This window comes from Deinococcus budaensis (assembly GCF_014201885.1).
Classification (GTDB): domain Bacteria; phylum Deinococcota; class Deinococci; order Deinococcales; family Deinococcaceae; genus Deinococcus; species Deinococcus budaensis.
This window is the reverse complement of sequence record NZ_JACHFN010000002.1, coordinates 137,787-149,698: the sequence shown is the minus strand read 5'-3', so window position 1 is coordinate 149,698 and position 11,912 is coordinate 137,787. Positions and strand designations below refer to the sequence as shown.

Here is an 11,912-nt window from a genome sequence, read left to right as displayed (position 1 = left end):
TGAGGGCTGACGGCTGAGTCGTGAACACCTCCCCGCCAGAAAGGGCCACCATGGAACTGAGCCAACTGATCCAGAACCTGCTCAACGGTCTTGCCATCGGCAGCGTCTATGCCATTTTCGCGCTGGGGTACACGCTGGTCTTCTCGATCCTGGGCATCATCAATTTCGCGCACGGGGCCGTGTTCACGCTGGGCGCCTACTTCACCTACACGCTGGTGGTCGGGCAGTTCGAGAACAACGGGCTGCTGAGGGGCATCAACCTCTTTCCGGACGGGTCACCCTTTGCGGGAAATCCCTGGGCTTTCGCGCTGGCGACCCTGATCGGGGCGGCCGTCGCCGGGGTGGTCGCGGTCCTGATCGAGCGCCTCGCGTTCCGGCCGATGCGGGCACGCGGGGCCGATCCGCTGCTCGCGCTGGTCAGCAGCCTGGGCGTGGCGCTGGTGATCGTGAACCTGATTCAGCTGCTGGTGGGCGCGGAGATCTACAACTTCCCGTCGAACGCCTACGGCGAGGTGCGGCCCGCGCTGAGTTTCGAGCTGGGAGGCCGCACCGTGATTGTCCGCACCGTGCAGCTCATCATCTTCGGGGTCAGTCTGGTGATGCTGGCGGTGCTGGGCTACGTGATCGGCCGCACGAAGGTGGGCAAGGCGCTGCGGGCGGTGGCCGAGAGTCCAGGCACCGCCAGCCTGCTGGGCATCTCGGTGGACCGCTTCATCCTGATCACCTTTTTCCTGTCGGGGTTTCTGGGCGGGCTGGCGGGCACGTTGGTGGGTACGGCCTTCGGGGTGGCGGGGCCGTATTTCGGCGTGACGTACGGCCTCAAGGGCCTCGCCGTGATCGTGCTGGGCGGGCTGGGCAGCATTCCGGGCGCGGTGGTGGGCGGGCTGGTGATCGGGCTGGCCGAGGCCTTCGTGCCCGGCGACTACAGCGCCTACAAGGACGCGGTGGCTTTCGCGCTGCTGTTCCTGATCCTCCTCGTGCGGCCGCAGGGGCTGCTGGGCCGCGCCCAGATTCAGAAGGTATGACGTGACCGAGTTTCTCGCGCAGTACGGCTTTCTGATCGTCACGCTGGTGCAGGCGGGGCTGCTGGGCCTCAGCCTGTATTTCCCGCTTCAGGCCGGGCAGCTCAGCCTCGCCAGCCCGGGGTTTTACGCGGTGGGCGGGTACGTCGCCGCGATCCTGCTCACGAACCCGGCGTTCCTGGGCCTGCGCGAGTCGCTGGGGAACGCGGTCTTCCCGCTGAGCTGGCTGGCCGCCGCCCTGATCTGCGGGGTGCTGGGCGTGGTCGTGGGCGTGCCCGCGCTGCGGCTGCGCGGCATCTACCTGGCGCTCGCCACCATTGCCTTTGTCGAGATTCTGCGGGTGGTCAGCCTCAACCTGGCGATCACCGGGGGCGCGGTCGGCATCTTCGGGATTCCGCAGGCGTTCGGGTTTCAGGACCGCTGGCAGTACATCTTCCTGTTCGGGCCGCTGCTGCTGCTCACGCTGCTGTTCGCGCGGCAGGTCGAGCGCTCGCGGGTGGGGCGGGCCTTCCGGGCCATCCGCGAGGACGAACTCGCCGCCGACGCGATGGGTGTGCCGCCGACCCGCTACAAGGTGCTGGCCTTCGTGATCGGGGCGGTCCTGGCGGGGATCGTGGGGGCGATGAGCGCGCCTTTTCTGAACACCTGGAACGCCAAGCAGGGCACCTTCGACGCCTCCATCGCCATCCTGGCTTTCGTCCTGATCGGCGGGTCGCGCAACATCTGGGGGCCGGTGGTGGGTGGGGCGCTGCTGACCGCCGTCCCCGAGCTGCTGCGCTTCCTGGCCGACTGGCGGCTGGTCATCAACGGGCTGGTGCTGGTGGTGGCGAGCCTGTATCTGCCGCAGGGGATCGTGGGCGCGCTGCAAGGAGGAAGGCGTCCGGCTCCGCCCCGGCGTCCGCCTTCCGTGCCCGTCGTGGTCGAGGCGAAGGGAGAGACGCCATGACCGCCACCCTCACCGAGCGGGCGACCGTGCTCGAAGCGCGTGGCCTGACCCGGCGTTTCGGCGGCCTGATCGCCGTGAACGACGTCTCGTTCGACGTGCAGGGGGGCGAGATTTTCGGACTGATCGGGCCAAACGGGGCGGGCAAGACGACCCTCTTTAACCTGATGACCGGCCTGACGCCGCCGAGCGCGGGCACGCTGACCTACCGGGACCAGCGGGTGACGGGCCTGGCGCCGCACCGGGTCGCCGCGCTGGGGATCAGCCGCACCTTCCAGAACATCCGGCTGTTCCGGGCGCTCTCGGCGCTGGAGAACGTGAAGATCGCCCAGCACGTCCGCACGGGCGCGGGGTTGTGGGCGGGCGTGTTCGGCACCGCGCGGGCCGAGGAGGCGCGGGTGGAGGAGCGGGCCTGGGCGCTGCTCGACCTGGTGGGGCTGGCGGACCGGGCGGGCGAGAGCGCCGGGAACTTCAGCTACGGCGACCAGCGGCGGCTGGAGATCGCCCGCGCCCTGGCGACCGAGCCGCGCGTGCTGCTGCTCGACGAACCCGCCGCCGGGATGAACACCGCCGAGAAGGGCCAGCTCACCAGCTTTATCCGCGAGGTGCGGGACCGCTTCGACCTCACCGTGCTGGTGATCGAGCACCACGTTCCGCTGGTGATGAACCTGTGCGACCGGGTGGCGGTGCTGAACTTCGGGCAACTGATCGCGGTGGGGGACCCGGCGGACGTGCAGCGTGACCCCCGGGTGATCGAAGCGTACCTGGGAGGCGAATGATGCCGCTGCTGGAGATCGAGAACCTCAGCGTGAACTACGGCGCGATTCAGGCGGTGCGCGGCCTGAGCCTGACCGTCGAGGAGGGCGAGGTCGTCACCCTGATCGGCGCGAACGGGGCGGGCAAGACGACCACCCTGCGCGCGGTGTCGCGCCTGCTGCGGCCTAGAGCGGGCCGGATCGTGTTCGCGGGCCGTGACCTGTCGCGCGCCGCCCCCGACGAGGCGGTGCGGCTGGGCATCGCGCAGAGTCCGGAAGGGCGGCAGGTGCTCGCCCGCCAGAGCATCCAGGACAATCTGGAACTGGGCGCCTACACCCGGCGCGACCCGGCGGGAGTCCGCGCCGACATCGCCGAGATGTACGACCGCTTTCCCCGTCTGGGCGAGCGGCGCACCCAGCTCGCGGGCACCCTGTCCGGCGGCGAGCAGCAGATGCTCGCCATCGCCCGCGCGCTGATGAGCCGCCCCCGCCTGCTGCTGCTCGACGAGCCGTCGTTGGGGCTGGCTCCCCTGATCGTGCGCGAGATCTTCGACATCATCCGCACCCTCAACGAATCGGGCACGACCATCCTGCTGGTCGAGCAAAATGCCCGCCTCGCCATGAGCCGCAGCCACCGCACCTACGTGCTGGAGGCCGGGCAGATGACGTTTTTCGGGGAGAGCGCCGAACTTATCAGCGACGAGCGGGTGCTGCACGCGTACCTGGGGGGGTAGACGCAGGAAAAATCGGGGTGGCTTCCGACGAGGCCGCCCCTTTTTCGTGCCGCCGGTGTGGTCCGCCGGGTCTTCAGTACCCGCGCCCGCGCGCCACCCGCCCCTGCGGCTCCCGCCCGGCCCTCAGCTCCTCCAGAAAGGCCCGCGTGTACTCGGCCCCGCGCTGCACGAGGTCGGCGGTCGTGCTGGCGATATGCGGGGTGAGGATCACGTTCTCGCGGCTCCACAGCGGGTGCCCCGGCGGCAGCGGCTCGGGGTCGGTCACGTCGAGGACCGCGCCCCCGAGGTGGCCGGAATCGAGGGCAGCGAGCAGCGCTTCCGGCTGTACCAGAGAGCCGCGTCCCTGGTTGCTCAGCCAGGCACCGGGTTTGAGGCGGGCGAGGACTTCCGCGCCCACGATGCCGCGCGTCTGCGGCGTGTTCGGCAGCAGCAAGACCACCCAGTCGGCCTCCGCCAGCGCCTCGTCCCGCTCGGCCTGCGGGGTGCTGGACCGGATGCCCGTGACCCGGACGCCGAAAGGCGCGAGCAGGCTTTCCAGAATCCGGCCGATATGCCCGTATCCCCAGATCACGACCCGCGCCCCGTCCAGCGTGCTCAGGTCGCGGCGGGGCCGCCACTCCCCCCGGTGCTGGGCGTCGCGGAAGTGGTGCAGGCCGCGCGCGGCGGCGAGCATCCCGGCGGCCGCATGGACGGCGACCGCGTGGTCGTGCAGGCGGTGGGCGTTGTAGAGGGTCACGTCCGGCGCCAGCGCCCCCGCCACGTGGTCGATGCCCGCCGTCAGGGTCAGCACCCATTTCAGGCCCGGCCAGCGCAGCAACTCGCCGCGCTGCTCGGCAGTGGCGAGCCACAGCACCAGGCCGTCGGCCTCGCCCTGGGGCAGCCCGGCGGGGCCGTAGGAAATGAGGTCCAACCCCTCCAGCCGCAACGCCCGGAACGCAGGCAGATCAGGCACCAGCACGCGCATCCAACCACTCTCCCCTCGTGATCTCCATGTGAACGTCGGTGCGGCCGGGGCCTTCGCTGCGCCCGACCTCGCGAAAGCCGCAGGCCAGGAAAGCCCGCTGGGCGCGGCGGTTGTGCCCGAAGGTGGTCAGGCGCACCCGGGTGAGGGGCTGCCCCCGCTCCCGAAAGGCCCAGTTCAGCAGCGCCATCACGGCCTCGCGCCCGTAGCCCTGGCCCCACAGCGCGCGCAGGCCGATCATCACCCCCAACGTGCCGGTGGTCGGCGTGGCGGGGGGCGGTGGGCGCAGGTCGTACAGCTCGGCGCTGCCGATCAGCTCGCCGGTTTCGCTCAGCACGCCGAAGCCCGCGCGCTCGCCGGTCTGCTCTTCTTCCAGCATGACCCGGCGAAAGAGCCACTCGGGCAGCCGGATGGGTTTGGCGTCGTTCCAGTCCGCGAGTTCGCGGTCGCGGAAGAAGCGGTAGAGCGTGCTCCACTCGGCGGGGGTGAAGTCGGCCACGGGCTTGAGGGCCACGCGCCCCCACCCGCTCGCCGTGCCGTCCGCCGCCATGCGGGTCAGTCTAGCCCCCCGGCCGCCGGGAGCGCCGCCCGGCCGACAGTGTTCAGCGCCGAAGACCCCAGCACTGATGAACCCAGCGCCCGGGTCACGTCGCGTGTCAGGCGTTCGAGGTGAAAGGCGTCCCCTGAAGCCCGCTCGACCGCGCCGCTGGCGCCCACGACCACCAGCGCCAGCACCTGTCCGGCCGCGTGGCGCACGAACACGCCGGGGTGTCCGCGCAGGGCCGCCTGATCGGCCTCCGGGAGGGTGGCCCAGGCGGGATCGGCTTCAGTCAGCCCCAGGTGGGCGGTGGGCAGCCCGCGCGCGGCGAGTTCGCCCTCCAGCCACGTCAGCGCGTCCAGCCGCCCACCGATGATCCCCTGCTCGATGTGGGGCCGCCCGAGGTTGTAGCGAATGCTCCGCCCGTCGCGCCGCCGCAACTCGCCACCCGCCGCCCGCAGCAGCGCGTGCCCGCCCGCCAGGTCCCATTCGGAACGCGGGGACATCGAAAAGGTCACGTCCGCCTCGCCCGCCGCGATGCGCGCCAGCTTCAGGGCGATGGAGCCGCTGGGCACCAGGCCGGGGAGGTCATGGCGGTGCAGTTCCCGCTTGAACTCGGTGTCCGACACGCTGACCACGTACCCGGCCCGGTCGCTGAAGCCTGCCGCCCGCCCGTTCTTGGTCACGCCTCCCCCGACCGCTCCGGCGAACAGCTCGTCGCCAGCGGGCGCGTAGACCACACCCAGCACGGGTTCGCCGCCGACCGCCAGGCCGATGCTGACCGCGTAGTCGGGGCTGCCCGAGGTGAACTCCTTCGTGCCGTCGATGGGGTCCACGATCCAGACCCGCTGCCGGGCCAGCCGCGTGGGGTCGTCGGCGGCTTCCTCGCTGAGCAACCCGTCTTCCGGAAAGGCCGCGCGCAGCCCCGCCAGGATCAGCTCGGACGCCTCGCGGTCGGCGGCGGTGACGGGGTCGTCCGCGCCAGTCTTGTGCTCGACGGTCAGGCCGCGCGCCAGGTGTGCCCGGAGCAGCGCACCGGCCTCCAGGGCCAGGCGGGCGGCGGTGTCCAGCTCGGCCGCGAATGGGGAAGAAGGGGCGCGGGTCATGGGTGGAGGATAGTGCAGGAGCAGCGGCGCGCCTGCCCTGCCCCGGCGGTTGCTCAGGGGTCCTGACGGGCCTCTGCGGTCCCGGTCCCGGTCCCGCCCGTCGGCAGGGTGGCCCCCGGCGCCTCCAGGGGCGCGCCGCGGTCCAGCCGCAGCAGGGCGGGCGAGAGAAAACCCGCCAGGCACGCCAGCGCCGAGAGCACGCCCCCCACCACGAAGACGCCGCGCACCCCGGCCCACTCGCCCAGCGGCCCGGCCAGCGCCAGCCCGGCGGGACCCGCCAGCCCCATCACGGTGGAGAGCAGCGACAGCGCCCGGCCCTGAAGCTGGTTGGGAATCACGGTCTGGAGCACGGCAGTCATCGGCGCGTTGCCGAAAGAAAAGGTCACACCGCTCACCACCCACCACACGACCGCCAGCCAGAAGGCGTCCCCGGGCGCCAGGGCGGTCAGGGCCACCGTCAGGCACGACAGGGCCAGCGCCAGCAGCACCGTGACCACCCGCCGCTTCGGCGCCAGCACGGCGACCGCCAGCCCGCCCGCGACCATGCCGACCCCCGACAGTCCCTCCATCAGCGCGACCGCCCCCGGCCCGCCCCCGAAATGCGACTTCACCAGCAGCGGCGTCAGGGTAAAGGTGGGCATGACCGTCAGCACGACGGCGCCCAGCAGCAGGTACAGCCGCCGCAGCCCGGGATGGCCCCAGACCAGCCGCACCCCCTCGCGGAACTCGGCCCACACACCCGCGCGCTCCCCCCGGGACAGGCGCAGCTGCGGAATGCGGAACAGCAGCAGCGGCAAGATGCCCAGCAGCGCCGTCGCCACGTCGATGCCCAGGGCCGCCCCCAGCGGCAGCACGCTGATGGCGAGCGCGCCCAGCGGCGCGGCGGCGACCGTCATCACGCCCTGGAGGGTCTGGTTCAGCCCCGCCGCCCGCGGCAAAAAGTCGGCGGGCACCAGCATCGCCGTGCTGGCCGCCGCCGCCGGAGCCTGAAACGCCTGCATCGAGGAGCGGATGAACATCATGGTGTAGACGTGCCACAGTTCCACCCGGCCCGTGCTGAACAGAAAGATCAGCACCAGCATGCACGCGGCGCTGACCGTATCAGCCCCGATCATCAGCAGGCGGCGGCTGTAGCGGTCGGCGAAGGTGCCGCCCAGGGGTCCCAGCAGCGCCTGGGGCAGCAGCGCGGCCATGCCCGCCGTCGCCAGCGCCGAGACGCTGCCGGTCGTGTCTGTGATCCACCACAGCAGCACGAACTGGGTCAGCGCCGAGCCGGTCAGCGAGAGCGCCTGCCCGCCGAAGATCGCCCAGTAGCGCCGCTGCCACCCCGGGCCGGGGTCGAGGTGGCCCGGGAGAGCCGCCGTGTCCGCGCCGGTCATCCCCGCGTCCAGGCCAGCAGCTGCTCCCGCAGCGCGGCCCGCCCCTCGGCGCCCAGGTCCGGCACGCCGGTCAGCGGTCCCAGGGCCAGGGCGTCGCAGGCGAGGCGGATCGCGTGGGCGCGGCCCGGCGGCAGGCCGTCCGCCTCAACCTCCTCCACGACGAACGCCTGCGCCGCCCGTAAGCCCGCGAGCAGCTCGGGATGGCCCGCCAGCGGCGCGAGCGCGGCGATCAATGCTTCCTCGCCCGCCTGCGGCGTGAAGCTCACCTCGATATAGGCGCGCAGCCAGGCGCCCGGCGCCCCCCCGTGCGCGGCGACCTCGCGGGCGCGGGCCTGTTCCACACACGCCCGAAAACGCGCGATCAGCTCGTGCGCCAGCGCCGAGAGCAGCGCCTCGCGGCTGGGGTAGTGGTGCAGCAACCCGCCCTTGCTGACGCCCGCCTCGCGGGCCACGGCGTCCAGCGAGAGCGCCGCTCCCTGCGTCTGGAGCACACGCCCCGCCGCGTCCAGCAGCGCCGCGCGGGTAAGTTCGGGATTCCGGGTCCGGGTCATATCCTCAGCATACCGTCCGGACGGTCGATAGGGGTGAGGGTATGGCCCCTTCTCCTGCCTAGCTCCCCGAGATTGACCCCGCGAAGGTGTGCCGCTACACTTTCCGGAATGACTGCGGCGCTCAGCAACGTGAATGACGATCCCTGTTAGGGGACGCCTCGCCGCATACCGCCGCGCCCCCGACCCCTCCACGAGGTCGGGGGCACTTCCTTTTCAAAAGAGGTCCAGACCATGACCAGCGAACCCCAGACCGGTAAACCCCAGACCAGTGAACGCCAGCCCGCTCCTTCGCAGCTTCAGCGGACGCTGAGCCGTGACCTGCCTGCCCATGAGGGGCAGACCGTGAAACTGCAAGGCTTCCTGCACGCCCGCCGCGACCTGGGGGGCGTGCAGTTTCTGGTGCTGCGCGACCGCGCCGGGGTGGTGCAGTGCGTGGGCAGCGGCCTGGAACTGCCGCTGCCGGAAAGCAGCGTGGAGGTCGTCGGCCGGGTCGCGGCGCACCCCAAGGCGCCCGGCGGCTACGAGGTGCACCTTCAGAGCCTGCGGGTCGTGACTGCGGCCGTGGAGCCGTCCCCGGTCGAGCTTCCCAAGCTGGACTGGCATGTCAACCCCGAAACGCTGCTGGACTACCGGGTGGTGACCGTGCGCGGCCTCAAGGAACGGGCGGCGCTGAAGGTGCAGGCCGAACTGGTGGCGGCCTTTCGCGACCACCTGATCCATGAGGGCTTCACCGAGATCAGCACGCCCAAGATCGTCTCGGCGGGGGCCGAGGGCGGCGCGAACCTCTTTCCCATCGACTACTTCGGGCAGCCCGCCTACCTCGCGCAGAGTCCGCAGCTGTACAAGCAGATCATGGTCGGCGTCTTCGAGCGGGTGTTCGAGGTCGCGCCCGTCTACCGCGCGGAGGAGCACGCGACCTCCCGCCACCTCAACGAATACCTCAGCCTCGACGTGGAGCTGGGCTTCATCGAGTCCGAGGAGGACGTGATGGACCTCGAAACCCGCGTCCTGGCCGCGATCATGGCCCGCCTCGCGGAGCGCGCGCAGCCCGAACTCGCGCTGCTGGGCGCCGCGCTGCCCGAGGTGCCCGCCCACATTCCCCGCATCCCGCTGCTGGAGGCCCGCCAGCTCGTGCAGGAGAAGTACGGCCACGCGGTCCACGGCAAGGACCTCGACCCGGAGGCCGAGCGGCTGCTCTCGGGGCACTACGCCGAGGCCCACGGCAGCGACTTCGTGTTCGTGACCAAGTATCCGCGCGCGGCCCGGCCCTTCTACGCGCACCCCGAGCTGAACGCGGACGGCAGCGCGGACGCCGAACTCACGCGCGGCTTCGACCTGCTGTTCCGGGGCATCGAGATCACCTCGGGCGGGCAGCGCATCCACGACCACGCGATGCTGCTCGAGTCTATCGCCGCCTACCGCCTCAACCCCGAGGCCCTGGCGGGCTACACCGAGGTCTTCAAGTACGGGATGCCCCCCCACGGCGGCTTCGCCATCGGGGCCGAGCGGCTGACCGCCAAGCTGCTGGGAATCAGCAACGTGCGCTACGCGCGGGCCTTCCCGCGTGACCGCCACCGCCTGACGCCCTGAGCGCGGACGACCCCGCCCGATCCGACACTGGGGCGGGGTCGTCTTCTGGGGCGGGGCTGAGCAGGGCTAGCCTTCCAGGTCGAGCTTCACGTCTTTTCCCGGCGGCGTCTTGCCCCCGCTCGCCAGGGTGCGGGCAAAGGCGACGATCCTCCCGATGCTGCTGGAAGGACCGTCCCAGTACTCGGCCCGCGCGGGCGTGACCTTCAGCAGCGTGAGGTTGGGGTCGTCCACCCCGTCCGGAAAAAAGGCCTTCAGCGGGGCTTCCCACAGCTCCTGCATCTTGGCGCGGTCGTCCACCACTTCCGCCGTGCCCGTCACGTTGACCCACAGGTTCTTCTGAGGCTCGTTGTACCCGAGATTGACCTGGGGATTGCGGCGAACGTCCTCCACCTTGTGGCTGTCGGCGTAGCTGAAAAACCACAGGTCGCCGTCAAAGTCGGCCTGCTGGGTCGCCATCGGGCGGCCGTGCAGCGAGCCGTCCTCCGCGACGGTCGTGAAGGTGGCAAAGCGGACGCCCTTGATCTTCTCGGCCAGCAGGCGGGCGGCCTCCTGGGGGTCATCGACGTGCTGCGCTTCGGTCATGGCTCCTCCCTTGCGGGCAGTGTAAGGGGGGGCGCTGGGCGCGGGCTTGAGTCGCCGTTGTCCCTCCGCTCCTGCCGCTCTCACTCCTGCCACAATCACCCGCATGGAACAGTTCGCGCAGTTCAAGGTGGGCGCCCAGCGCGTCTACGGCATGCTGCATGTCCCGGACGGCGAGGCCCCCGCGCAGGGCTGGCCCAGCGTGGTCGTCCTGCACGGCTTTACCGGGAACCGTGGGGGTGACCACCGCCTGTTGCCGCTGCTCTCGCGGCACCTGGCGGCGCGCGGCGTGGCCTCGTTGCGCTTCGACTTCCGGGGCAGCGGCGAGTCCGAGGGGGACTTTTCCGAGATGACGGTCGCCCGCGAGGTCGAGGACGTGGAGGCCGCGTTCGCTTACCTGCGCGGCCTGCCGATGCTCGACCCCGAGCGGGTCATGCTGCTGGGGTTCAGCATGGGCGGCCTGGTCGCGGCCCTCGCGGCAGAGAAAGTGCGGCCCCACCGCCTGGCCCTCTGGGCGCCCGCCCTGCCCGAGCTGTGGCTCCCGCTGCTGCGCGGGGGCTACGCGCCGCCCGTGATCCTCGACCACGGGGGCTGGCCGCTGGGCCGCGAATTTCTGCTGGAGATGCCGCGCGTGAAGCCGCTGGAGGCCGCCGGGCGCTGGGGCGGCGTGGCCCGCGTCTTTCACGGCGACGCCGACACGGTCTGCCCCCCCGCCTTCGGGGTGCGCTACGCCGGGGCGCTGGGCTGCGACGCGGTCGCCATTCCCGGCGCCAACCACACCTTCGACTCGCTGGAGGCGGTGGAGCTGCTGTACCGCGAGACGGGGCGGTTCTTGACGGGGGGTTAGGGCGCGGGGCGCGGGGAAAGCGTATCTCTCCCGCGCCCCGCGCCCTGGCTCTGCCTGCCCCCGGTCTACAGCGCCAGATAAGCCTCGCGCACCTTCGGGTCGGCCAGCAGCGCCGCGCCCGTCCCCTCGTTGACGACCTGCCCGTTTTCCAGCACGTAGGCCCGGTCGGCGAGCTTGAGGCTCAGGCCCACGTTCTGCTCGACGAGGAGGACGGTCACGCCCTCGGCGTTCACGGCTTTCAGCGCCCCGAACACGGTCTGGGTCATCAGCGGCGAGAGGCCCAGGCTGGGTTCGTCCACCACCAGCACCGAGGGGCGGCCCATCAGCGCCCGGCCCACGGCGACCATCTGCTGCTCGCCGCCCGACAGGGTCCCGGCGAGCTGCGCGGCGCGTTCCTGAAGGCGCGGAAAGAGCGTGTACACGTAGTCCAGCGTCTGCACCTGCGCCGCCCGCGCCTCCGGCCGCATCGCCGCCCCGAGGTCGAGGTTCTCGCGCACGGTCATCAGCGGGAAGAGTTCGCGGCCCTCGGGCACATGCCCCAGCCCCAGCCGCACGATCTGTGACGGGGTGGCGCGGGTGATGTCCTGCCCGCCGAGCAGGATGCGCCCGCCCGAGGGCCTCACCACGCCGCTCACGGCGCGCAGGGTGGTCGTCTTGCCCGCCCCGTTCGCCCCGATCATGGCGACGAACTCGCCGGGCCGCACGTGCAGGCCCACGTCCCACAGCACCTGCACCTTGCCGTAGCCTGCGGCAAGCCCCTCGATCACGAGGTCCTGGCCGGGCAGGGGAGGGGTGGCGGTCATCGGCGGGCCTCCGGGTGGGGCACGGTGAGCGGTGCGCAGTGCGCGGAAAAAATCCTCTGCTCGCCTCGTGCGGTGAAAGGCGGCGGATAAAGGGCTGCAAGACC

13 protein-coding genes are annotated in these 11,912 nt (G+C 71.4%); 6 read left to right on the top strand and 7 right to left on the bottom strand.

Annotated elements, in window-relative coordinates; translation table 11 throughout:
• Window positions 1-50 precede the first annotated feature (50 nt).
• The 4 genes from HNQ09_RS03525 to HNQ09_RS03510 are packed head-to-tail and all read left to right on the top strand — an operon-like array spanning window position 51 to window position 3,454.
• Entirely contained in the window at window positions 51-1,025 is a 975-nt protein-coding gene (locus HNQ09_RS03525) for a branched-chain amino acid ABC transporter permease (protein ID WP_184025573.1), read from the top strand.
• A 1-nt stretch (window position 1,026) separates the two neighbouring features.
• Window positions 1,027-1,968 carry an ABC transporter permease subunit gene (locus tag HNQ09_RS03520; protein WP_184025570.1) on the top strand — a complete coding sequence of 314 codons (942 nt, stop codon included), beginning with the start codon at window positions 1,027-1,029 and terminating at the stop codon, window positions 1,966-1,968.
• The gene (locus HNQ09_RS03515; RefSeq protein WP_184025567.1) at window positions 1,965-2,744 is read left to right on the top strand and encodes an ABC transporter ATP-binding protein; all 780 of its coding nucleotides are present in this window, start codon (window positions 1,965-1,967) and stop codon (window positions 2,742-2,744) included. Before HNQ09_RS03520 ends, HNQ09_RS03515 begins: the two co-directional genes overlap by 4 nt.
• On the top strand, window positions 2,744-3,454 hold the full coding sequence (locus HNQ09_RS03510) for an ABC transporter ATP-binding protein (protein WP_184026181.1): 711 nt from the start codon (window positions 2,744-2,746) through the stop codon (window positions 3,452-3,454). The genes HNQ09_RS03515 and HNQ09_RS03510 overlap by 1 nt, the downstream gene beginning before the upstream one ends.
• 73 nt (window positions 3,455-3,527) lie before the next feature.
• Here the strand turns inward: HNQ09_RS03510 and HNQ09_RS03505 are convergent, their stop codons facing one another.
• The 5 genes from HNQ09_RS03505 to HNQ09_RS03485 are packed head-to-tail and all read right to left on the bottom strand — an operon-like array spanning window position 3,528 to window position 7,989.
• The gene (locus HNQ09_RS03505) at window positions 3,528-4,418 is read right to left on the bottom strand and encodes an NAD(P)-dependent oxidoreductase (RefSeq protein WP_184025564.1); all 891 of its coding nucleotides are present in this window, start codon (window positions 4,416-4,418) and stop codon (window positions 3,528-3,530) included.
• On the bottom strand, window positions 4,399-4,965 hold the full coding sequence (locus tag HNQ09_RS03500) for a GNAT family N-acetyltransferase (protein ID WP_184025561.1): 567 nt from the start codon (window positions 4,963-4,965) through the stop codon (window positions 4,399-4,401). The genes HNQ09_RS03505 and HNQ09_RS03500 overlap by 20 nt, the downstream gene beginning before the upstream one ends.
• A gap of 5 nt (window positions 4,966-4,970) precedes the next feature.
• Window positions 4,971-6,059 (bottom strand): 3'(2'),5'-bisphosphate nucleotidase CysQ family protein, encoded by a 1,089-nt coding sequence (locus HNQ09_RS03495; RefSeq protein ID WP_184025558.1) that lies wholly within the window; start codon window positions 6,057-6,059, stop codon window positions 4,971-4,973.
• A 53-nt stretch (window positions 6,060-6,112) separates the two neighbouring features.
• Window positions 6,113-7,438, bottom strand: coding sequence for an MFS transporter (locus HNQ09_RS03490; RefSeq protein WP_184025555.1), 1,326 nt, complete (start codon window positions 7,436-7,438; stop codon window positions 6,113-6,115).
• Complete coding sequence (locus HNQ09_RS03485) at window positions 7,435-7,989, bottom strand: TetR/AcrR family transcriptional regulator (protein ID WP_184025552.1); 555 nt, start codon at window positions 7,987-7,989, stop codon at window positions 7,435-7,437. The genes HNQ09_RS03490 and HNQ09_RS03485 overlap by 4 nt, the downstream gene beginning before the upstream one ends.
• Window positions 7,990-8,220: 231 nt before the next feature.
• On the opposite strand from HNQ09_RS03485, the gene aspS reads away from it, so the two are divergent.
• On the top strand, window positions 8,221-9,579 hold the full coding sequence (aspS, locus tag HNQ09_RS03480) for an aspartate--tRNA(Asn) ligase (protein WP_184025549.1): 1,359 nt from the start codon (window positions 8,221-8,223) through the stop codon (window positions 9,577-9,579).
• Between the two features lie 66 nt (window positions 9,580-9,645).
• On the opposite strand, the gene HNQ09_RS03475 is transcribed toward aspS, so the two are convergent.
• Window positions 9,646-10,161 (bottom strand): pyridoxamine 5'-phosphate oxidase family protein, encoded by a 516-nt coding sequence (locus HNQ09_RS03475; protein ID WP_184025545.1) that lies wholly within the window; start codon window positions 10,159-10,161, stop codon window positions 9,646-9,648.
• 103 nt (window positions 10,162-10,264) lie between these two features.
• On the opposite strand from HNQ09_RS03475, the gene HNQ09_RS03470 reads away from it, so the two are divergent.
• Window positions 10,265-11,005: an alpha/beta hydrolase gene (locus HNQ09_RS03470; protein WP_246363111.1), complete on the top strand. Its 741-nt coding sequence runs from the start codon at window positions 10,265-10,267 to the stop codon at window positions 11,003-11,005.
• Window positions 11,006-11,070: 65 nt separating this feature from the next.
• On the opposite strand, the gene HNQ09_RS03465 is transcribed toward HNQ09_RS03470, so the two are convergent.
• Window positions 11,071-11,808, bottom strand: a complete 738-nt coding sequence (locus HNQ09_RS03465; protein ID WP_184025542.1) for an ABC transporter ATP-binding protein — start codon at window positions 11,806-11,808, stop codon at window positions 11,071-11,073.
• Between the last annotated feature and the right edge of the window lie 104 nt (window positions 11,809-11,912).